The organism is Actinomadura sp. 7K507, assembly GCF_004348425.1.
GTDB lineage: Bacteria > Actinomycetota > Actinomycetes > Streptosporangiales > Streptosporangiaceae > Spirillospora.
In genome coordinates, this window is the sequence record NZ_SMKK01000164.1 from 1 (window position 1) to 21,943 (window position 21,943).

16 protein-coding genes and 1 pseudogene are annotated in these 21,943 nt (G+C 68.6%); 7 read left to right on the forward strand and 10 right to left on the reverse strand.

All coding sequences use genetic code 11. From position 1 onward, the window contains the following. Both E1285_RS30420 and E1285_RS30425 read right to left on the reverse strand, forming a co-directional pair. Nucleotides 1–6,274: DEAD/DEAH box helicase (locus tag E1285_RS30420; protein WP_132158007.1), on the reverse strand; the 6,274-nt coding region annotated here is incomplete at its 3' end. 160 nt (nt 6,275–6,434) lie between these two features. Further along, nucleotides 6,435–7,415 (reverse strand): helix-turn-helix domain-containing protein, encoded by a 981-nt coding sequence (locus E1285_RS30425; RefSeq protein WP_132158008.1) that lies wholly within the window; start codon nt 7,413–7,415, stop codon nt 6,435–6,437. Nucleotides 7,416–7,713: 298 nt separating this feature from the next. Here E1285_RS30425 and E1285_RS30430 point away from each other — a divergent pair, with 298 nt between their 5' ends. Beyond that, a complete protein-coding gene (locus E1285_RS30430; protein ID WP_132158009.1) occupies nt 7,714–8,064 on the forward strand; it encodes a hypothetical protein in 351 nt (116 codons plus the stop codon). 566 nt (nt 8,065–8,630) lie between these two features. On the opposite strand, the gene E1285_RS30440 is transcribed toward E1285_RS30430, so the two are convergent. Both E1285_RS30440 and E1285_RS30445 read right to left on the reverse strand, forming a co-directional pair. Then, nucleotides 8,631–9,269, reverse strand: a complete 639-nt coding sequence (locus E1285_RS30440; RefSeq protein WP_165966819.1) for an SMI1/KNR4 family protein — start codon at nt 9,267–9,269, stop codon at nt 8,631–8,633. A gap of 290 nt (nt 9,270–9,559) precedes the next feature. Continuing rightward, complete coding sequence (locus tag E1285_RS30445) at nt 9,560–10,624, reverse strand: prolyl oligopeptidase family serine peptidase (RefSeq protein ID WP_132158012.1); 1,065 nt, start codon at nt 10,622–10,624, stop codon at nt 9,560–9,562. Between the two features lie 249 nt (nt 10,625–10,873). On the opposite strand from E1285_RS30445, the gene E1285_RS30450 reads away from it, so the two are divergent. Further along, on the forward strand, nt 10,874–11,560 hold the full coding sequence (locus E1285_RS30450; RefSeq protein WP_132158013.1) for a TetR/AcrR family transcriptional regulator: 687 nt from the start codon (nt 10,874–10,876) through the stop codon (nt 11,558–11,560). 161 nt (nt 11,561–11,721) lie between these two features. Here E1285_RS30450 and E1285_RS30455 read toward each other — a convergent pair whose 3' ends face one another. After that, nucleotides 11,722–13,182, reverse strand: coding sequence for a hypothetical protein (locus tag E1285_RS30455; RefSeq protein ID WP_132158014.1), 1,461 nt, complete (start codon nt 13,180–13,182; stop codon nt 11,722–11,724). Nucleotides 13,183–13,534: 352 nt separating this feature from the next. On the opposite strand from E1285_RS30455, the gene E1285_RS45815 reads away from it, so the two are divergent. Then, the gene (locus E1285_RS45815; RefSeq protein WP_165966820.1) at nt 13,535–13,711 is read left to right on the forward strand and encodes a hypothetical protein; all 177 of its coding nucleotides are present in this window, start codon (nt 13,535–13,537) and stop codon (nt 13,709–13,711) included. Between the two features lie 248 nt (nt 13,712–13,959). Here E1285_RS45815 and E1285_RS30460 read toward each other — a convergent pair whose 3' ends face one another. Both E1285_RS30460 and E1285_RS30465 read right to left on the reverse strand, forming a co-directional pair. Next, nucleotides 13,960–14,772, reverse strand: a complete 813-nt coding sequence (locus E1285_RS30460; RefSeq protein ID WP_243723151.1) for an RNA ligase family protein — start codon at nt 14,770–14,772, stop codon at nt 13,960–13,962. A gap of 85 nt (nt 14,773–14,857) precedes the next feature. After that, nucleotides 14,858–14,947: pseudogene (locus E1285_RS30465) on the reverse strand (IS5/IS1182 family transposase); the annotation flags it as partial. A 315-nt stretch (nt 14,948–15,262) separates the two neighbouring features. On the opposite strand from E1285_RS30465, the gene E1285_RS30470 reads away from it, so the two are divergent. Further along, nucleotides 15,263–15,913, forward strand: a complete 651-nt coding sequence (locus E1285_RS30470) for a hypothetical protein (RefSeq protein ID WP_132158015.1) — start codon at nt 15,263–15,265, stop codon at nt 15,911–15,913. Between the two features lie 195 nt (nt 15,914–16,108). Here the strand turns inward: E1285_RS30470 and E1285_RS30475 are convergent, their stop codons facing one another. Together E1285_RS30475 and E1285_RS30480 are read right to left on the reverse strand one after the other, a co-directional pair. After that, the gene (locus E1285_RS30475) at nt 16,109–16,813 is read right to left on the reverse strand and encodes a DUF6082 family protein (protein ID WP_243723152.1); all 705 of its coding nucleotides are present in this window, start codon (nt 16,811–16,813) and stop codon (nt 16,109–16,111) included. Between the two features lie 178 nt (nt 16,814–16,991). Next, nucleotides 16,992–17,261, reverse strand: coding sequence for a hypothetical protein (locus E1285_RS30480; protein WP_132158016.1), 270 nt, complete (start codon nt 17,259–17,261; stop codon nt 16,992–16,994). Between the two features lie 478 nt (nt 17,262–17,739). Between E1285_RS30480 and E1285_RS30485 the strand changes: the two genes are divergently transcribed. Next, the gene (locus E1285_RS30485; protein ID WP_132158017.1) at nt 17,740–19,710 is read left to right on the forward strand and encodes a C2 family cysteine protease; all 1,971 of its coding nucleotides are present in this window, start codon (nt 17,740–17,742) and stop codon (nt 19,708–19,710) included. Between the two features lie 2 nt (nt 19,711–19,712). Then, nucleotides 19,713–19,970, forward strand: coding sequence for a DUF6406 domain-containing protein (locus E1285_RS30490; protein ID WP_132158018.1), 258 nt, complete (start codon nt 19,713–19,715; stop codon nt 19,968–19,970). Between the two features lie 234 nt (nt 19,971–20,204). Here the strand turns inward: E1285_RS30490 and E1285_RS30495 are convergent, their stop codons facing one another. Beyond that, nucleotides 20,205–21,086 (reverse strand): hypothetical protein, encoded by an 882-nt coding sequence (locus E1285_RS30495; RefSeq protein ID WP_132158019.1) that lies wholly within the window; start codon nt 21,084–21,086, stop codon nt 20,205–20,207. Between the two features lie 254 nt (nt 21,087–21,340). Between E1285_RS30495 and E1285_RS30500 the strand changes: the two genes are divergently transcribed. Beyond that, nucleotides 21,341–21,781, forward strand: coding sequence for a hypothetical protein (locus tag E1285_RS30500; RefSeq protein ID WP_165966821.1), 441 nt, complete (start codon nt 21,341–21,343; stop codon nt 21,779–21,781). Nucleotides 21,782–21,943: the final 162 nt, after the last annotated feature.

Below are 21,943 nucleotides of genomic sequence, written 5' to 3' on the forward strand. Positions count from 1 at the left end.
GCGTGGGAAGCGGCATCGTGTCCGGTGGCGGCGTGGTGGCCTGGTTCGGGTCGACCTGGGTCGGGGCGGGTTCCGGCTGCGCTTCGGGGACGCTGCCGGGCGGCAGGTCGCCGGTGTCGAACGGCAGGAGGCTGAGCGCCGGCAGCAGCCCGGCGCCGCCGGTGACGGCGAGGGCGGAGGGGTCGAACGCCGCGAGGTCGGTGTAGGCGAGCTGCACGCCGTCGCCTTCCCCGTGCGAGAGGAACTGGAGGAGGTTGCCCCAGTACAGCCAGGCGTGCCAGCGGCGCCGGTGGGCGTCCTCGTCGGCGGTGACGCCGGCGTCCCGGTCGTCGATGACGGCGAGGGCGGTCCAGGCGCGGGTGCGGGCGTCGGCGACGACGGTGAGGGGGCAGCCGGCGGCGTCCTCGGTGCGGGCGAGCATCAGGTCGCCGGGCGGCGGCGTCGGCAGGGCGCCGCCGCGGACGGCGGCGGTGAGCAGGTCACCGATCCCTTCGGGTGCGGCACGCCGGGTTTCGGCTCCGGGCATCACGAGCCCCGTCACGGCCGCTTCGGCGCGGCGGCGCCAGCGGTCGCCGTCGGGGTCGGACAGGAAGGCCAGCAGCGTCTGGATCGGGTTGGCCCAGATCAGGTCGGCGAGCTCGGCCGGGTCGCCGCCGCCGTGGAGGTAGCCCTCGCGCGCCCGTCCCTGCGCGATGCCCTCGTACGGGATCCAGGCTGGCGATTCGGGGAACAGGCCGCTCTCCCAGTGCTCGACGTCGTCCCAGGTGATCTGGAAGACGACGCGGCCGTGGGCGCGGAGCCGGGCGCGTTTGGCGGCGTCGCCGGCGAGCCGGTTGGCGTGCGGGGCGGCGTGGTAGTTGTAGCCGTCGAGGTAGACGGCGACTTCCAGGGGCGCGCCGTCGAGCCGTTTGAAGTAGACGTCGGGCCGGGTCTCCTTGATGGTGTTCTGCAGGATGACCTGCCAGTGGACGACGTCGTCCCCGGACGTGATGCGCAGGTCGGCGGTGCGGCGGTCGTTGAGCCGGGGGCCGTCGCTGATGGCGCGTCCGCTGCCGGGTCTGCGCGCCCACCGCATCAGCGCGTCGAGGAACCGGGCCTCCAGTTCGCTTTCGACCTGGTTGACGAGGGAGATGTCGTCGGTGCTGGCGACGGACGCGGTCGCCCAGTCGTCCAGCAGTTCGGCGAGCATCTCGACGGCGAGGCCCCGGTCGGCCTTGTCGTACTCGTCGCCCCGGACGTGGGACAGCAGGCAGCGGTGGCAGGCGGCCCTGCCGCCCTCCTCGTTGGCGCAGGGGCAGTTGAACACGACCTCGTACGCCTCTTGCAGGACTTCGCGGAAGCCCGCCTCGGTGGACATGCGGTGCAGGTAGCCGGTGCCGCCGGGCAGCGTGTCGTGCAGGACGAGGAAGCGCCGCCGGTGCCCGCTGTGGTGCAGGTGGTCGGGCATGGTGGCGGTGACGATCCGCAGGTGGGCGGGGTCGCCGCCGTACCTGCGGGCGATCCCGGCCATCAGCGCGGCCTGGAACGTGACGGTCCGCTCGGGGATCATCGTGGTGGCGATGGGGACGAGGATCCGCAGCGCCTCGGTCCGCAGCTCGTGCGCGGTGATGAGGGGTTCGTGCTCGACGTCGCCGCCGCGCCGCTGCGGGCACCAGGGGCGGTGGTGGCTGCGGGACGTGTCGTACCCGGAGCTGGTGCCGGTGAGCCGCCCGTCCCCGTCGGGCGGGCCGTCGGCGGTGGCGCCGCCGCACGTCCGGCACACGTGGAAGGGGTTGAGGCGTCGCAGGTCCCCGGCGAACGGGTCGCCGGCGGGGCGGTCCATGCGCAGCGACCCGAGGTTGAACCGGCGGATGACGGCGCGGCGGGTGAAGTCGACGCCGAACACCCGCCTGGCGTGCCGCCAGGCGCCGGGCGCGACCTCGTCGCGGGGGATGTCGACGGCGACGGCGGTCTCGTAGTAGCGGCGCTGCCGGTCGTCGTGGTCGTCGCGGATGCGGGCGTCGTCGCGCACGTCGTGGGCGGTGACGCGGGTGGGGATGAGGACGGTGTGCAGGCCGCTGCTGTCGCCGATGCGCTCGTTGCCGCAGCGCGGGCAGGGGCTGTGGTCCTCGGCGGCGGCGGTGGTGCGGATGTAGCCGCATTCCTGGCAGACGCGCCACTGCTGGTAGGCGGGGCGCTGCGGGGTGCCGATGTCGAGTCCGGTGACCTCGTGCCGGTAGCCGCGGATGTAGAAGTGGTTGCCGGGGGCGAGTTCGGTGAGGGCGAGGGCCGCGGACCGCTCGTACTCGCGGAGTTCGCTGTGGAAGCGCCGGTCGCCGCGGGCCCGGTCGGTCCGGTTCGGGCCGGCGGGGTGCCGGTCGGCGGGCGCGGGCACCTCGCCGGTCTCGTCGCCGACGCGCTCCTCCCAGGTGAGGGTGGCTTCCAGCGCGGTGGCGGTGTCGATGAGCGAGTAGTTGGGCAGGAGCCCGAGTTCGACGAGGGTGCCGTGGGTGTCGCTGCGTCCGATCTCGCCGATGCGCGCCTGGACGGCGCGGCGTTCGGCGCGCAGTTCGCCGCGGCGGTTGCGCTGCTGCTGATCGGAGTCGATCATCGCGGCGATCGCGGCGTCGATGACGTCCAGGCGGGCGCGCAGGTCGGCGAGCCGCTCGTCCCAGACGCGGGCGGCGGCGGCGATGGCGTCCTTCAGCCCGGCGGCGGCGAAGTCGCGGAGTTGCCGGGCGGCCTCCTCGGTGACGCCGGTCTCGGGGTCGCCCTGGGCGAACAGGGCGAGGAACCCGTCGGCGAGGGCGTCGCCCTGGGCGAGGACGGCGTCCTGGAACGCGGTCAGCCATCCGGTCTCGCCGAACAGCGCGGACGCGAGCCGCGGCATCGGCGGCAGCCCGTCGAAGCGTCCGCGGGCGGCGAGGTCGGCGAGGTGCGCGACGTACTGGCGCTGGAGGATCTCGACGGCGGACAGGTAGCAGCCGGGCGGGACGATGTCGCCCGCGATCATGTCGGTGGGGTCGGTCAGGTAGTACCGGTCGCGCGGGTTCCGCCCGATGAGCGTGAGCAGGAAGGCGTTGCCGCTGCGGCGCCCGGCGCGTCCCGCCCGCTGGACGTAGTTGGCCGGGGAACGCGGAAGCGACGCGAGGACGACGGCGGACAGGTCGCCGATGTCGATGCCGAGTTCCAGCGTCGGCGTGCACGCGAGGACGTTGGGGTCGCTGTAACGGGTGCCGTCGCGGAACCTCTGCTCGACGTCCTCGCGCTGCGGCCGGGTGAGGGCGCCGGTGTGCTCGGCGGTGATGACGCTGAACGGGCGGGCGCTGCGGTAGAGGCGGCGGTAGTAGTCGTTCTCGTACAGGTCGCTGCGGCGGGTGTCGGTGTCGAGGCGTCCGGTGCAGCGGTAGCGCGGGCAGTGCGCCTCGACCCATTCCCGGAGGCGTTCGGGGTGGACGGTCTGCTGCCAGTTGCAGACGGGGCAGTACACGCCCGCGCCCTCGACCTGGTCGTCGTCGAGTTTGCGGACCTGGACGTGGCCGGGCCGCAGCCCGAAGACGGGTGTGGCGCCGTCCCCGGCGGTGCGGCGCGCGATGACGTCCTCGTCGGTGAGGACGTTCAGCAGCCGCGCCAGGTAGTGGCCGGACGCGCCGTGCTCGATGCCGAGGCAGCGGGCCGTCCAGTCCTGGAGCCAGCTGTGCCGCCCGGTGATCCCGTCGAACTCGCTGCGGTTCTTCGGCGCGCCCAGCACGAAGCGCGGCGCGGACAGCCCGCGCGGGAACGCGGGCATCCCGTCGGGGCGCTTGCCCCAGATGGTCATGTACCGCTTGGTCCCGGCGCCGTCGATCCACGCGTCGAGCCAGTGGTGCTTGACGGCGCCGCGCATCCGCATGCGTTCGAGCAGGCCGCGCACGTAGGCGACGTAGGTGTCGTGGCCGGGCAGGCCGGTGAGCGCGGCGGGTCCGGCGAGCTGGAGGTCGCGGGCGAGGTCGGCGATGCGGTCGATGTCGTCGACGGCGACCTCGGCGGCGACGGTCCGGGTGAGTTCGAGCGTGCGGCCCTGCCGGGAGCGGAGCCCGAACTCCAGGACGGACGCGAACGCGAGCCGCTCCCCGATCAGCGTCCAGGTCCGCGCGGACCCTTCGGATTCGCCGGCGAGGAGCGCGTCCACGTCGTCGCGGTCGTGCAGGTCGGGCGGCACCACCGAGGGGAGGTACTCGGGGACGCTGGCCTCCTTGACGGTGTCGGAGATCAGCTCGTGCAGCGGTTTCGGCCCGTCTGCGCCGTCCAGCTGGGACGCGAGGAGGAGGCGGAGCGAGAACCCGAACGACCGGTTGGCGACGAACCCGGCCCGGTGCGCGGCGTCCTGCACCGAGTCGTTGAACAGGAGGGTCTTGCGTTCCTGCTTCTCGAGCTGGCCGCCGGTGAACAGCTCGGTCACCGCGACGGACGCGAGCGCCGCGAGGCCGGAGCCGAGGAATCGCGTGCCCTGTTCCATGCCGCAGGCGGGGCAGCGGTCGTTCTCGGCGTCGCGGTTGCTCTCCTGGCCGTGGGAGAGGTCGGTGAGGACGAACACGTCCCGGAAGTCGGCCCTGGCGGAGTTCTCCAGGTCTTTTTCGGGATCGAGCGGCCGGACGTGCTGCCCGTTCGCCGCCAGGACGAGGACGTGCGGGCCGCCCTGCTCCCCCGCCGCCTGCGCCTCCACCTCGCGCCGCGTCGCGGTGATCAGCGGCCGGACGAGGCGTTTCTCCGAGATGCCGGACCGGTAGATGCGGGCCGGGTCGGTGACGAGGTCGTGCGGGTCGCGTTCCGGGGAGATCGCCGCCCATCCGGACCGTCCGCAGTGGCGGCAGTACACGGCGGGAAGCATCTCCCTGCCACCGCCGGTGGCCGTGGTCTCCGCGTCCACCGGAGGGGCTTCCCCGTACCAGCCGAACCCCGGCCGGGGGCCGACCGCGCGCAGCAGCCGCGTCACCGACCGCACCCACAGATGCGTTTCGACGTGGAGGAAGGGACGGTCGGCGTCGTCCGGGTCCCGCGCTTCGGACAGCAGGGCGACGAACCGCGCGAGCGCCACCGCGGCCTGCACGGGTGAGAGCCGGACCGCCGTGCCCCAGCTGTAGGCGCCCTTGCGCGGGAGGAGTTCGAGGATCTCGCCGAGGGTGTGCGGTCTCCCGTCCAGGACTTCGAGGACGGCGCTGGTGAGGATGTGCTGCCGCAGGACCGTGCCGAGTTCCTGTGGCGTGAGCGAGTCGCGCCCGGTGACGGCCTGCATGATCTGCGCCATCGCGCCCTCGTCGCCGTGCGGGTCGGGGATGGACGCGAGTTCCTGCGGGTCGGGAAGGGGGAGCGTGTAGTCGATCCCGGCCTCTTCGATGAACTCGTCGGTGCTCTGCCGGTCCTCCCCGATCACCGAGTCAGGGTCGAACGGCGTACCGAACACCGCCTCGGCGACCCGCCGGATCTCGGCCGCGTCCCCGCTCTCCCCCAGCGTCGCGCTCGTCGCGACCGGGCAGATCCCGCCGAGCGGCCTGCCCGGCTCGCTGTGCCCGATCGCCGCCGCGAGGCGCCGGAGTAGCATCGCCACGTCGGTGCCCTGCGCGCCGTCGTAGGTGTGGAACTCGTCCACGACGACGTAGGCGAGGTCGGCGTCCTCCCAGAGCCGGAGGTCGTCGGCGCGCTGGAGGAGGAGGTCGAGCATCTTGTAGTTGGTGATGAGGATGTCGGGACGCGACCGCCGGATCTCGGCCCGCTGCGTGTAGACGCGCGAGTAGCCGGTCTCGGGGGTGTCACCGATGTAGAGGCCCGCCGTGACGTCGCCGAGGCCGGGCTGCTGGAGGTACTCGTTGAGCCGCTGGGCCTGGTCGGTGGCGAGGGCGTTCATCGGGTACAGGAGGACGGCCTTCACCCCCGCTTTTCCTTGAGCGCGTGCCCTGCGGCAGTGGTCGAGCACCGGGATCAGGAACGACTCGGTCTTGCCGGAGCCGGTCCCCGTGGTGATAAGCGTCGGCTCTGCCTGGTGGTCGAACGTCGTGAGCCGCCCGAACGCGGCGGCCTGATGGCGGTACGGGACGAACCCGGCCGGCGCCCACTGGAGAAGGTCCCGCCACCCGTCGCCCTCGATGCGGAAGGGAGTGCGGATGCGAAGGTAGGGGCCGCGGAAGATGCCCTGCTCAGGATGGTTGAGGAAGCGTTCCAAGCCCTCGCGGACCTGCTCGTCCGCCAGCGCGAACGTCGTCGTCAGATATTGAGTCAGGTTCCGCCGAACCTCGTCGGCCGCCAGCGTCGGCCTCATCACACCGTCCTTCGGTCCATTCGCGACAGGCTATCTACGCCCGGCGACAGTCCCCGACCATTCGGGCAGGTCAGCCTGACCGCCACCGGTCACCGCGCCAATGAATTCGGGGGGCTGGGGCAAGGCTCCGCCTCATCGACTCTGGCATCGCCCGTCTTCCCTAGTCCGTGTGCGCTGTGGCGTACTGCTGGCGGAACTGGCGTGGTGAGAGCCCGTAGGCGGCGCGGAACGTCTGGCTGAAGTGCGCGGGGCTGGTGAACCCCCACCGGGCGGCGATGGCGCTGATGGGACGGGTGGTCAGGCGGGGATCGATGAGGTCGCGCCGGCACCGGTCCAGGCGGCGCTCGCGGATCCAGCCGGCGACCGTGCGGCCTTCGCGGTGGAACAGCTTGTGCAGGTAGCGCATGGAGATGTGGTGGGCGGCGGCGATCGCGGCAGGAGTCAGGTGTGGATCGCCCAGGTGTTCGGCGATGAAGGCGTGGATCTGGGCCATCAGCGCGCGCTGCCTGGCGTGGGGTGCCAGGGCGCTGTCGGCGTCCACCGCGTTGGCCAGCGCCGTGGTCAGCAGGTCGAGGGCCAGGGTGGACAGCCGGGCGGCGTCGGACGGGCTGAGTTCGTCCATGTGCCGGGCCAGTTGCAGCAGGAACTGTGATGACAGCGCACCGACGCCCTGGTCGCACGGGAGGCGGACCGCGGTCAGCCGGCGCAGGTCCCGGGCAGGCAACGGCAATAACGAGTGGGGGAAGCGTAAAATCAGCATCTGACCGGCTGGAATGTCTGGTGCCAGCTCGGCCAGGTAGGGACGCGAGGTGTCATACAGCACCAGGTTTCCGGCGTCGAAATCCGCGCTGCGGCCGTCTTGTGCCATCACGCCGCGACCCCGCACGATGCAGCTCAGCTTGAACATTCCGGGATCGGTCTGGCGGATGAGCTTGGGCGTACGGTGGATCGCGTATGGCGTCGTGGTCATCAACGTTGCCTGCACGGGACCGTCTTCGCTGATAGCGATCCGAGCCCGAAACCGGCTCTCCAAGCGCGGCTCGCAACGTGAATCGTAGGGAACCCACGTTTTCGAAGTCACCTCACGCCAGAACGCGAACCGTTCTTTCGCCGGAACATCGGCGGTGCTGATCACATCCATGTCCCCACCACAGTGTCGGAAGCCGCGACAGCCATCGTCGGCAAACGCTTCCGCCGCCGTCTTCCCCCGCTCGGGGTATAGGCGCATACCTCAGCGGGAGTAGCTGCTCGGTTCGGACCGCCGCCACCTGTTGACAGACCCCGTGGGCGGCGCCCGAGTCCGCCGCCGTGCCCAAAAGTGCACGCTGACTACAAGCCCGTGCACTCACGTGAAAGACGTGCCTTCGCCACGCCTTGCACTCTGGTGCAGAAGAGCACGGGGAAGCGAGAGCCGCACCCCTGACCATGAAGGAGTCGACATGGGATCGACGCGACACCGCGTCACACGGGCGACCATGGTGGGCGCCATCGCCACCGGAATCATTGTTGCCGCCGGTCCGGTGGCGCAAGCCGCACCGGTACTGAAAGACCCGCCGTGCAACCGAGGCGAGGTGTGCCTGTACCGCAGCAACCAGCTGCTGACCAAGATTCCGCCGGTCAAGCCCGGGGAGTGCAAGAGCGTAAACCGTTCTTACGACTACATACGGAACCGTTCCGACGTCTCGCAAAGAGCGTGGTCCGGCAACTACTGCGACGGAGCCTCCACAACGGTCATTCCGGGCCAGAGCACTTACGTCAACTTCAAATGGAGCGTTGGTGGATGGCCGTAAAGCCGGACTGCGGAAGGAGGCCCTGCGTAGCGCCGAACGGGACACCCCTGCCGGGGACCGGCCCACCCTGACGACCCTCCTCGAACACGAGCGATATCGGAGAAACATCAGATGAGACTCCCGAGTGCGGCCCGAACAGTTCTCCTGCTCACCACCGGAATCACCCTGGCCATGACAACGGCCCCCGCGACCGCGGCACCCACTGGCGGTCCTGGCGCCTCAGCCGCGCCGATACCCGCGTCCTGCAACTGGGGCCGTGTCTGCGTTTACAACGATCCCGGCTTCAAGGGAGGGGGCACGACAGTTCCCACGGTCCCCTCAGGAAGCTGCACAAGTTACTCCTCTGCCGACTGGCAGTCCGCAAGAAACACCACCAACAGTTACGTCCGGCTCTGGGACCGTAGTAACTGTACGGGTGCGAACAAACTGCTGGGGCCCGGATACAGCGTGTCCGACCTCGGCTTCGGCGCCGCCGGCGTCGGCGGTCTCTGACCGCGGACCGCATCAGCGCACCGGCGCACGAGGTGACAACATCGCGTGTGGTCCGGGGCCCCCGGACCACACGCTCACCTGGGCCCGTCGAGCACCACCGCGTCGCCGACCAGGCGCGCATCCCGCGCCTCCACCCAGGTGAGCCCACCCCGATCCAGCGCCGGCCGAGTCCACGTTTCCTCGGTGCCGTCCGGGAGGACCACTGCACGTCCCTGTTCGAGCGCGGCAGCGATCTCGGTCAGCCAGTCCGGCAGTGGCCACCCATCCGAGTGGTACGGATAGGGGTTGTCCCCCTCATCTGCCGACCAGGTACCGAGGTTGCCGTAGGAGGGTTCGTCCTTGCGGGCGTCGATGTGCCAACCCGACCAGGTGTCCGCGGCCGTCCGCGCAAACGGCAGAACCCCTGCCTCGTGCTCCCAGTGCCGGGTGTGCAACCGGTACTCGGCGACCAGCTCGTCGAGTGGCAGCACGCTCCGGGCGTTCGGGAGGATCCCGGCGATCCGCACCGCGCCGGACGGCGCCCGGTTTTCGTCCACCCCGTCATGGATGCGGTACCAGGCCGCCAGCGTGGCGGGAAGTTCCACGCCCATGGCCGCCTCCGCGGCGGCGATGTCAGCGCCACCGGCCGGTGGGCGCAGCAACGCGGCAGAGGCCGGGGCGTTTGCCTGCAGCCAGTCTTCGATCCGGCCGCAGGCCGCGACCAGAAGCTCCACCCCATCAGCATCAGTACTCATACGCGGGTGCTAAGGACAGAGGTACTCGCCGCGAGCCCCTTCAACCACCTCGTACGCCTGTCGCCGTCGACGCCGTCGAAGGTCGTCAGCTCCTCGGACAGGCTCCACGCCCCCCAAGGGGAGGCCGATCCTCGGGGGAGCGGGACGGCGCGAGCCGCATCGCCTCCCGCAGCGTCAGTGGGGTTGGAGGGACGGAGACGGTTTCGATGGTTCGTGCGTCGTCGATGTGGCCAGGACGCGACGCACGGAACAGAGCGGGTCCTACCCGGTCAGGCGAGTTGCTCGGCGAGCCAGTCGTAGATCAGCGCCGAGGTGTAGGGGAGATTTCCGATGCCGCAGTGGGCATCGGCGCCTTCGGCGGCGGTGAGGGTGACGAATCGCTTGGGTACGCGCAGCGCCTCGTGGAACTGCCGGGCCTGCTCCATGGCCGCACCGATCTCTCCCTCGGCGGCCAGGCTCAACGTGGGGCAGGCGATCTCCGGCTCCAGCCCTTCCAAGGTGAAGTGCTCGGCCTTTGCGGCGAACTCCTCGAGCGTGGCCGCGCCGCTGCTCCACAGAAGGTAGTTCTCCAGCATGGCCTGACCGGCCCAGCCCGTCTCACCCACCTGCTCCATCAGGCCGTCGCGCTCCCGCTCGGCGGCGCCCAGCACGATGCCCAGGAGGTTGCGTTGCGGGGCATTGGCCACCAGGGCCCTGATACGGCGGTCGGACGCGGCTGCGCGGGGGGCGAGATAGCCGCCGAAGCTCATGCCGTACAAGGCGATGCGGTCGGGATCCGCGTCCGGGCGACCGGCGGCGTAGTCGACCACGGCGCCGAGCGGCACTTCGGCGTCCGGCCGGAACGCCAGCTCCGGGTGGTACATCTGCAGGCCGCGCTGGCCCGGACCGTGGAAGACGATGACGTTCAGGCCCCGCGCGAGGGCCTCGGGAACGCCGCCCAGCAGGTACATCTCCTCCCCGTAGCCGTCGACACCGCCGCAGAGGATCACCGTCGGCCGTGGCCGGCCGTCGTCGGCGACCGTGAAAACATAACCGGGCAGCGTGATCTCGCCCGCGTAGGGAATTGCGATCTTCTCGACCGGGTGGGGCATGAAAGGAAGGGCCGCGTCGAACTGTGCGACGCTCTCCTCATAGAGCTTCCGGCGCTCCTCCAGATCGCTCGCGGGGACGAAGAATTCAGCGGCCCGGAGGTAGTTGTAGGCGCGCAGGTACGCGCTCAAAGCGGCGGCGCGCCGGTCGGCCGCCCGTGCCTCCGCGCCGTGCGCGGCGGCCTGCCGTCCCTGCTCCGCCCAGGTCTGGATGAAGGCGGCGCGGTCGCCGCCCCGCTGCGACACGGTGCGCGCGATGCCGAGTACCTCGCCGGGAGAGCGCCGCCGTAGGACGTCCCGGCCAGTGCGCGCAGGTACTGCAGGTCCAGCGCGATGTCATCGCTGAGTCCCGGTCGGATGAAGGGGTAAAAGGCCTCGGCCATCTTTTCTCGTTTCTCGAATTGGCAGTGCGATACGTGCAGCGTAGGTAGGCCGTAGGATCGTGCTCAATCAACAGAATCCGCTGAACGTCGCATACGCAACAACGGGGGGATAATGTCGCGCGAGCAGCCGCCGTCGGGGCAGGGCGACGACCTCAGGGTGCGGCGGACCCGCCGGCAACTGCGCGCCGCGCTTCTGGAACTGTCCGACGAACGCGGCTATGACGCTGTCACCGTCGGCGACATCACTGACCGGGCGTCGGTGAACCGGGCGACCTTCTACCGTCACTTTGAGGACAAGGAGGACCTCGCCACCGATGTCCTGCTGCAGGTGGCGATGGAGGCGGGCAGCGCGTCACCGGTGGTGGCCGGCGGGGAGCCGATCGACCTGACGTCGCGGATCGAAAGCGGTACGCGCCTCTTCGAGCATTTCGCCCAGCACCACAGGCTGTATCAGCCACTGCTCGTCTACCCCCGCCACCGGCGGTTCATGGTCCGGGCACGCGAGGCGGCGAGCGTCCTGGTCCGAGGACGGATCCAAGCCGCGGGGCCCGCGTCCGGCCAGGTTCACATGCCGGAGGATCTGGCTTCGACGTTCGCCACGGAGCTGCTCCTGTCGGTGGTCGCGTGGTGGCTGGATCGCGGTATGCCGTACTCGCCGCGGCAGATGGCCACCTGGTTCGTCCGGTTCTTCTTCCACGGCGGCCTCGATGTCCTCGGCCTCGGCCACATGCATCCCGGCGGTCCGCGTGCCTATCGGAACAGCATGGAAACGGAATGCACGGATCCGCCTACCAATTGATCTGGCTCACCGTCCTCCGCGCATGTCAGCCCGATCTCCGGACGGCCGGACCGATCACAGCTCGGTCCGGTGGGCTTCGGCCCGGGGAAAGTGCAGGTCGCCGACACTGCCGTCCCGCTGACAGGACATCGCGCGCGTCCGGCACCACCCTGATGACCGCGTTAGCGGTCTGCAGCGCTTTCGGGCTCCAAGGTCGACAGTCCGCGGTGCGCGAGATCGGCCAGGTGCCGAGGGCAGTTCCAGTCCTCGAACGAGAATGAGGCCCCGGCCAGCTCGTGTTCTCGCGGGGCGTAGAGCGCGTTGACGGCCGTGCGTGCGGCCCGTTCGGTGGCTCGTGCGTTCTCAACGACGTCGTCGGGATCGCGGGCGCCGTCCCACAGCAGGTCCCACGGATGAGGCGTATCGCCGTGACGGCAAGGGGAGCCGAGCGCGGCGGGATCGACGGTGCGGAACGCCGCCCGGACCTCTTCGGCGATCGGTGCGGGGAGGACCCGCTGGGGGTCCCGCCACCGGCTCCAGAACAGGAACACCAGCAAGACCAGGCGTTCCCGGGGGTCCGCCGGGGCGGACAGCAGCCTGCGAGCGGCCCAGCGGGACGCCTCGGCTACGTCGAATTCTTCCCAGTCGAAGAACGTCAGCAGGCCGGTGAGCCTGTCGATCTTCAGTCGGCCATCGTCGTGCAGCAGTTCGGCGTCCAAGTAGGAGACCTGACCGGTACCGGCGTGGCGATGAGAAGCCGAGCGCAGATCGTCCAGGGCCGCCCCTGCCACATCTCGCAGGAAGACCGGGCAAAGCCACGAGCCCAAGGAGACACCGCCGAAGCGCCGCCGCCGCCATTCATAGGCGGCCTGGCCTCCGCGGGTGAGGAACCAGGCGGCGACGCGGATGTCTTCTTGCTGGTCATCCGGGTTTGGGGTGGTCAGCCTGCCCCATGCCGCCGGTTCGGAGGCCAGGACGGGGTGGTCATCGTCGTGCGCGCAGGGTTCGGGAGGAAGCGCGTCCACGGCGGTCTCCAGGGCTGTGGTCATGCCCTCCAGTACCCGCGGTGGCGTGATCCGTCCAGGGACGGCGTGCGAGGTCAGGGTGCGAAGGGTGATGATGAATGCCGCGCGCTGCCCGTGTTCGGTGGTGCTGGACAGATCAGCGGCCAAGTCCAGGAGCGCGACACGGGCGTCACCGTCATGAAGCGGGTAGCCCTCGACGACGTCGCCCGCTCTGCCGCTCAGCTCCTCGGCTAGCTCCCGTGCCAGGCGGGGCGGGTGGATGGGAACGTCATCGGCGGTACCCGGCCGTAGCGCGTCGATAGCCATGCGGGTGAAAGCCGCGACGTTACGCGGGCATCGCCAGCGCTGCTGGTCGTACTGGTCCGTCCACGGTTCCGCGCCGACGAGCCGCGCGGCCGCCGCGGGCAGGTCGTGCCAGCGCTCAAAGGTGCGGCAACCCCAGAAATCTTCCCAGATGACGTCGTGGACCAAATCTTCATAGGCGTCCATATCCGCGTCATAGGCGTGTTCGCCGTGCTCGCAGGGCTGGTCACGCAGGGCGGCGTCCACCGTGGTGAGGAGCCGCACAACGTCGTCGATCGGAAGGTCCGGCGGATCGTCGTAGAAAGGCTGAGACATGATCATTGCTCCCAGCGCCAGTGCTGGGGCGAGCTGGTCATCGGGAGCCGCGCCAAGTCGTGTTACGCAGTCCAGGAACAGCTCATCGCGGGTCCGTCCGATGGTGAGGGGTTCCCCGATGCCCGCTCACCGCCATTGGTCCACCAGGACCCGCCAACCGGCGGTGTCCTCGGGAATCGGGGTGGGCTCCGCGTCATGATCAACCATGTAGTCAACGACGACGCCGGACGGCGCCCGGTTCCCGTTCACTGGTGTCGCCAAGATCCAGCACACCTGGCAGAATGAGCTTCCTGGGTGTCGTCGAACTGTCCCGGGCCGATCCCTAAAGGGGATTTGACGGTATGCTTCATGCATGCCAAAGAAGATCATTTACTTCGTCGCAATTTGCGCCGGAGGCGCAGCCCTTGTGCTCGTGGACCAGTTCTATGCGAATAACAGGTCATGGTGGCTGGCGAGCCTTGCGGTGATCGCCACCGTGGCCGTGGTCTGCGGCTTGTTGCTGCTCCGGCGAAAGCAGAATTCACAGTGAACCAGGAACCGGTCCGCACCCTTTTTGGCTACCTGGCGCGGGTGGCCACAAAAGGGCATTCTTGAAGTCGCCCGGATTGCATTCTTGTCCCCAATGAGGCATGTGAAAGCCGTAAATTTGAGTGAACAAAGCCGATGAGCCTTGGTGACCACCGCGCTAGGGGCGTGTCCGGTGGATCTCGTTTGTACTGAGGCACGCGTAGAGGCCTGCGGACCTGCGGAACGTGCTCTCACCCGGTGGTCCGGACCTCACCGCCGCTGCCGGCGGCGTTTCAAAGTCCGCTCGTAATCCTGAAACCGGGCCTTGGCGATCCTTGACCGGTCGAGGCTGCGCAGCACCAGGCCCTCCGGCTGACGGCCCGCTGTCTCGTCCAGGCCTGCCTGGGACTCGGAAAGGTGTTTGGTCAGGAAGGCCGACATGCCCTCCACGTCCTTCGGCAGGTCCCCGCCACCGACGACGCTCAGGTAAGGCACCGAGGGGATGTCCAAGCCATCCGCCAGGCTCTGCAACGCATCCACATCGAGGAACTCCTGCCCACCATCGTCACGCCACGAGGAGATCCGGCTGCGCTCCCAGCCCAGGACGTCCATCTCCGTCGAGTTGACGTCGAACAGCCGATAGCCCACGGCGCCTTTCGCGCTGTACTGCTTGGCCTGGCCGCCGATCTTGCCACCGAAGACCTCCAGGTACAGCGTGACGATCGGTCGGTGGAAGTCAGAAAGGTGGCTTTGCACGAGCCGCTCCGCCAGCGGTTTGAGCGCCTCCACGATGCCCATCGCCGGGTTTCCGACGCGGTCGCCCCGGGCGTACAGCAACTCCTCGCGAGAACCGATGAAGTAGTCGGCCGAGCCGGGGAGCACGACGATCCGGCCGTTCGTACCGTCGATCTTCTCCGTCAAGTACGTCACGCCGTCGAAGCCGTCGAAGATCGTCAGCTCCTCGGACAGCGCTCCACGCTCCCCGAGGGCGTGGTAGGTGAGGATCGAGGGATACTTCGTCGCCGAGTTCAGCGCGTCGAGCTTGCCCATGTCGAACATCCCGCTATTTTCGAGCACGCTCATGTCGAGGAGCGAGCGGTTTTCGAGCACAGTGGCGGCTGCTGGATTGCTGCCCTTCCTTGTCGGCGTAGCAGGCGATCACGCGGCTGGCGAGCGCGCCGGTGATGCCGTGCGTGCAGTCCGCGGTCAGGTCGTGCGCCGAGCCCGGCGACCCGGGCGAGGCCCAGATCAGCCGACCGCCCGGGTCGATCCGGAAGTGGATGGACCGCCCCCCGGCGAGGATGTTGAGGAGAGCAGCCGGACAACCGCATCCGCCCCGCAGCCTCTTCTTCGAGGTGCCCTGTTCTGCCACCCTCAAGGCGACGGTGTGGATGCGGTCTTGTTTCAGGTGCGCCGATGGCTGGTTGGCCAGATCGGGCCACCCTGCAGAACTCGGGTCGTCCTGGGACCGGTCCCATGTGCCTGGCCCTACCGTGCGTGTTGTCAGACTCCCGCCGTACCGTCCTGACCGGGTTCGCACCGATGCGGCGGTAGCCGATGGGAGGACGATTCCGTGATCGCGAAGCGTTACGCCACGTTCCTGCTGTTCGCGGTGGTGGCGTTGCCGAGCGGCTGCGCCGGCGCTGCTGAGGACGACCAAGCGGTCCCGGCCTGGGCCAGCGAAGCCGCGAAACCGGACCCGGAGTACAGCCCCCCGCCGACGCCCACCTACAAGGCCTTGCCCGGAACGACACCGGGCGGCACGCGGCTACGGTTCGGCGAGAAGGCGGTCATCACGGTCGGCCAGGTCGGGGATGCGTCCCGTGTGGGCGTCATCGTCACCGGGATCGAGCGGGGCACCCCCGAGGACAAGGACAACATGGAGGGGCACCTCATGCCCGGGGAACAGATCGCAGAGGAGGACGACCTCTATCTCATCAAAGCGATCGTCATCAACGAGGACGGCGCCCTCGATGCGGACTACAGCGGCCCCAGTCTCAGCGGCGTCATTCAAGACGGGATCCCCGGCCACATCTACATAACGTCGATGGAGCCCCTGACGACCCACCTGTCGAGCTGCACCGTGACCAACCGGAAGCCCGAGGAGTGGGGTGGTTCGAAGGGCGCCCGCGCCGAGGTCTGCGCCGTCGCGACCTCTCCCCGCACCGTGACGGGCGCCAAGGTCGAGAGCCTCCCGGGAGAGGACGACGTTTACTGGCGGTGACCCGCCTCCGCGATCACCTTATGCGCGCGCGCCGGAACGGCGGAACCAGCTCGGTGGTGGTGAACATCCCGCGTGCGGGCCCCGGCGGGGACGACCTCGCCTGGCTCACCGAGAACTGGACGGCCCGCCCCTGATCCGAACCAAGGGCCTCCTCACCGCGCCTTCGGGCCCCTTGTAGCGCCGTTCAGGCAGGGGTCAGCGCCTTGTTCGGCGGCGGGTGCGAGCGGTGCGGTGGCCAAGGGCGCGGGCGAGGAGAGACACCACGGCCAGGCCGGTCGCCGTGCCGCCAATGAAAGCCCAGGGACGACGGGAGCGAGGGCGGACGGGTGGTGGGGCGGGGGCCCGGTTGTACTCGTCGTCGAGGATCTGGTGGAAGCGGCGGGCGCGCTTGGTCTCCGAGGTGCTTGTGCGCACCTGGCGGGCCTCGCGCCAGTAGGCGCGTCCAGGATGGGCGCTGAACATCTCGCGGGAGATCGCGCGCAGGCGCACCTCGGGGAGGGCCTTCGTCTCGAAGGACACCTGCCATTCCGAGATGATCATGTTGATGTACATGAGCTGGCGCCTGGCCTTGCGGTCCTCGCCCGCCGGTACCGGGCCCCACGCCTCATCGAGGTCGGGGTCGTCCATGGCCATCTTGAGCAGCTCGGCGATCGCGATGCGACGCGCCTCTTCACGCGCGATCTTCGTTTCGCGCGCCTGGAAGATGAGAGTGGCCACGATCCCGACGAGAGCGACGGCGGCCACGACGGCTGATACCGCGCCGAGGGTCAGTCGCTCCCAGCGAGTGGCGGACCCGTCGAAGGTGAGCAGGGCCCAGAGGGAAGCGCCGATGACGCTGACGACCAGAAGGGTCAGGACGATGAGACCGAGTGTTCTCGGTCGCGCACGGAGGGTAGGCACTCGCGAACGATAGACCGGTCGGCGAGGGCAGAGCAGCCGTTTTCGGCGGACTCGCGGTGTGTACAGCTTCGCTGGAAGGACGTGGGCCACGACCACGCGGACGCGTCGGGGCGTGCAGGCTGGTCGCTGCTATGGCAGGCGCTCGCGTGGTCGCAGGTTCGTCACCCAGAATCCCTGGTCATGCGTCCCGGATATCCGGCTTGGCAGCCGCGAGCAGGCGGCCGGATATGACCACGAGGCGTTCATCAGTGCCGAGGCTCACGCCCGGCGGAAGCCGATCGCTGTAGGCAGCGGTGGCATCGCGGCCGATGATCGCGATGTCGCCGTTGTCCAGTTCCCAGATCTCGGGGCAGTCCTGGGTCGTGCGGCTATCCCCCACCTCGGCGGCCGTCTTTCCCAGCCGTCGTTGGAACCCCGCGCTGTGATCGGCTTCCCATGGCCTGGACATCACGTGACCTCACCTTCGGTAGCTGACACCGTCATAAAGTTTCACATATCGACATGATCACGACAAGACTTGACAAAGCACCCGTTTACGGCGACTCGCACCCAGGTAAGGATGCAGGCCCCAACCAGGACGATGATTGCCGTCGAGTGATTACATGATGCCAATTGCCTATTAGACACAGAATCTAACAAATAGGACGTCTGTGTATTTATCGAATAGCGGGCGTCTGAACCGCTGACCGTCCGGCGTTGGCGCCTCCTGGAAGACGAAACCGCGCTACAACGACCTGGGGGTCGTGTGGAACGCATGTACGGCGTCGAAAGCTCGACATCGGCGCGTGCAAAGTTCGGACGTGCGCGATTTCATGGGTGCCGGTGTCGCTCTGGCGTCAGCCCCGCACGTCAAGGCACACCCCCCGTGTGAGCCGTCCCCCGATCCCCTGAAGGACGGTTCACCACCCAGGGAAAGGGCTGCGGGCGTGGGCGTAGAAGACACCACCAAGACCGACGCTCGCACGGACACGACCGACAAGCCCGCCTCGTCCGAGCGGCCCCACCCGCCGCCGCCCGACAACCCCGGCTCACCGCGGCAGCCGTCCCGCTTGGAAAGCCTCGCCCGCGCCCGCGAACAGCAACAGAGCAGGTCGCAGCAGACCGAGAGCACTGACACCGCCAGCCCACCACGCGAAGAACGCGACGACAAAGCCACCCCGAAGCAGACCGGCAGCGGAAACGAGGAGGAAGAGCCATCCGGTAAGCCTGAGACCGACGGCCAAGACAAGCGCGAGGACGACGACAGGCCCGGGACCGACCAGCCCGGACGGCAAGACAAGCGCGAACAAGAACCACGTCCCCAGGACGAGGGCACCACTGCCGACCGCGAACCCGCCACCGGCGCCCCCGGCCACCGCGACAGACCCACAGCGCAAGGCCCCGAACAGCAGGCCGACACCCACACCGAACCCGCGGACAAGTCCGCCTCATCCGAACGCCGGTGGACGCCACCACCCGACAACCCCGGTTCCTCCGGCCAACCCTCCCGCCTGGAAAGCCTCGCCCGCGCCCGCGAACAACAGGAGGCCACCGCCGCACAACGTAGCGAGGTGAGGGACGGCCGCGACGAGCCGAGCTGGGAACGCGACGCTCAACCCGCCTCGGCGGGATCCGAGAACGGCAGCGACACAATGCAGGCGCCCGGCGAACCCCGGCCTGGCGAGGCGGGACGGGCGGACGAGCAGGGCGAGCAACCCGATCCCCTGGACAACGGCGTCCCGGCCGGGGACCAGCAGGCCGGCGGCCCGGGTGACCGCGACCGGGCCGCAGTACAGGCCTCCGAGGAACCCGCCGATACCCGCGCACCCGACACCGACCGCCCTGTCGACGCTCCTGACGATCGGGATAGAAGGATCTCGGGTGAGGGGCTGCTGCCCGATGACAACGCCCGCGTCGCCCACCTCGACGAAGACGCAGTCGAACGCAGCGTGGCGGATCGACTGAAGCAGGTCGTCGGCAAGCTGGATCGAAGCGATAAGCCCAAGGAACTGGCGGACATCGTCGACCGGCCGGACTTTCAGGACCCCGGCGAGGATCCCGCCGACGTTCCGGACCGCTACGGCACCCCGCTGGAGCGGAGCGATGGCACTCGTACACCGCTCTTCGACGGTGAGCCCACGCGTGAACAGACGAAACAAGGCGACCTCGGCGACTGCGGCGTCATCGCCTCCCTTGGCGCACTCGCGGCACACTTTCCAGAGGTAATCCGTGACTGTGTGCGAGAAACCGACAACGGCAACTATCAGGTCCGCTTGCACGAGGCGAAATACTCGATGTCGAACCGGCGCTACGAGCCGACCGGACGGCCTATCACCCTGACCGTCACATCCGATCTGCCGGTCTACGATCAGCAACCGAACCACCCTGCATTCGCGAACTCGACCTCGACAGGTGCGGCCTGGGCGCCGGTGCTGGAGAAAGCACTCGCCGGTGTGGACCAGACCTGGGATGGTGAACGCCGGAAAAAGCAGACCCGAATTTGGAACGCCCGGGGCAACCCCGGCGACGCGCCAACCGGTTACGTACGACTGAACCAAGGCAGCGACGCGGGAGACCGCGCCGAGCTGCTTACCCAGCTCAGCGGCCGTCCTGCGACGGTGGTGCAGTTCCCAACCGGGTACGATCACCGGGGGCGCAGCGCTGACCGTCAACTCCGTGAGGAAATCACCGACCGACTCGCCGGAAACAAGCCTGTGCTGGTCGGCACCCGCAAGCTGAACGTGGGCGAAACAGCCCTCCCGAAGAAGCTGTCCGATGGCCATGTCTATGAGGTCACTAAAGTCGACGACCAAGGCAAGCTTCACCTGCGCAACCCTTGGAATCGCAAGCATCCGGAACCGATGTCCATCCAAGAGTTCAAAGCGGGCGTCCGACCGCGCTACACCACACTGGAGTGAAGATGGCAATGGAAGAAATCGCTCTAAAGCAGGGCCGTCAGCGCCATCTCGATGTGGGGGCTATCGGGGTGGTTCGTGTCCGCGAGGGGCAGGATGGCGGCCTCCCCGAGGTTGTTGTCTCCGTTGAAAGCGACAACGAGCACGACTTCACCCTGCACCCCGGCGACACATTCCCGTTCGGCGATCAAACCTGGAAACTCGATCGCGTCAAAGGTCCTGGCGGGCACGATCTGACCGCCGTATTCGCCAGGATCGAGTAACCAAGATCAGAGCGACGGACAGCGTCCCAATGGCCGCCGGCGGGGCCAGTGTCCGACGAGGCATGCCCGTGAGGAGCGCGGTTCGGCACTCAGAGCGGGCGGAGAGCCTCGTGGACGGTTCGGGTGGAGATCGGGGCCTGTTCTTCTCGCTGGTAGCCCATCTTGTGGATGTGGACGGCCAGGTCGTAGACGGTGCCGCTCACCCTGCCGTCGCAGCCGAAGGCCGGGCGCCCCTCACCCTCCGAGCGAGCTGTAGACGTTCGCGCACTCGGTCGGGCAGAGGTAGACCTGGGTCCTGGAGTGATCGGTGCCGGGCAGCGTCCACCTCATTTTGATCTTGCCCGTGGAGCGCCCGGGTGAGTAGAGGCTGGGGCTGGGCTGGCTGGTCCAGCCGGATGTGCCTCCGATGATCGCACCGCTGGAGTTCCGCAGGACCGCCATGGCGCTTCCCCGCACCGGCTTGTCGTAGCCAGACTGGACGGTGAAGGACAGCATCTTGCGTTTGGGGTGCTTCCGTTGCGGTTCAGCCCTGACCTTGCTCGCGTTCAGCGGCGCGACCTTGACGTTCGTCGTCTTGCCCTCCAGGTCGCGGATCGGGCTCTCCAGCGGCCACCACTGCGTGCGGACCTTGAGTCGAATCTCGGCGATGGGCTCGTCCTTGAACTTGGTCTGAATGCCGAGCATGCTGCTGTAGAAGCCTCCGCCGGAGCGTTGGCCGGGCAGGACGGGCGGCAGCAGGACCCCCGCCTGGCCCCGGATCTTCTCGCCTCTCTGGTTCAGAGGCTCGATGTCCACACTCGAAACAGCGATCATGCGGCGGCTGGTGTTCTCCACCACCAGGCCATAGGACACGATCGGGTCCTTGGTGCCCTCATCCAGAACCTTGTTGAACCGGGAGAAGCCCTTTTCCACGATCCGCAATTGACCGCCATCGTCTGCTCTGGCGAACGGCGGTGTCGGGGGGCTGACCGAGGACGGACTCGCGGTGCCGGTCTTGGAGGTGACCGGATCGCCATCCTGGCATCCTGTGACCACCACCAACCCGATCAACCAGCAGGCCGCCTGAGCTGTCCTCGCCGAGGATGACATCGACTCCACTCCCTGTTCGGTGATCATCTACCTTTCGGGCTTAGATGCGACGCCCCCCGTCCTAGTTCGTCACCGTCCTCGGCGGCGGGTCCGGCACCCGGGGAAATCGATCTCGCCCGGCCGCGCTGGGCGCGACCCTTGCCGAGACCGACACCGGTCGGCGTTGTTCGTGGCGCGTCCAGCGGTCATAGCCGCCGCCCGACAGTGGGGTCATTCATGGATTTGTCGGGGGTCGTCGAAGTCGAGGTCTCACCGCAGAGTGCGGACCGGGTGCTGATCGTTTGGCGCCGGGACGACGGCTGGCCACGGTCGGTGAACATGGCACGCTTCATGGGCTGATGGGGCGCAATGCCGGAGTGACGCGGTTGCTCGATGAGGACGCGCTGGCGAGATCGTCGGTCGTGGCGAACTGCATGATGAATCGCGAACGGTCCCTCAGCGGCTCCAACGGTCACGGTCGGGAACTCGGCATCGACGTCATGGCCGAGTTGACCACCCGCGTCGGCGCGGCAACGCCCGTTCGGTGGCTGGACGTGTGCTGCGGTAGCGGACGGGCGCCGGCCGAAGCGGCCGGGCTCCTCGCCGACCGCAGTCTGACCGGACAGGTCGAGATCATCGGGCTGGACCTCGTGGACCACTTCGTCTCAGATAGCTTTCCCCCATCTCTACGGCTGATCAGCGGCTCGGTGAACCGGTGGTCCCCGACTGCCGTTTCGACCTGATCACTTGCGTGCATGGACTGCACAACGTGGGCGACAAAGTCGGCGTGCTGAGCCGCTTACTGCGTGACGGCCCCCCATGGCTGGGATTCGTCGCATCAGTGAGGTAGGAGGGCGGTTTCGACGGTTCGTGCGTCGATCTGGGTGGGGTTGTGCCAGTAGGGG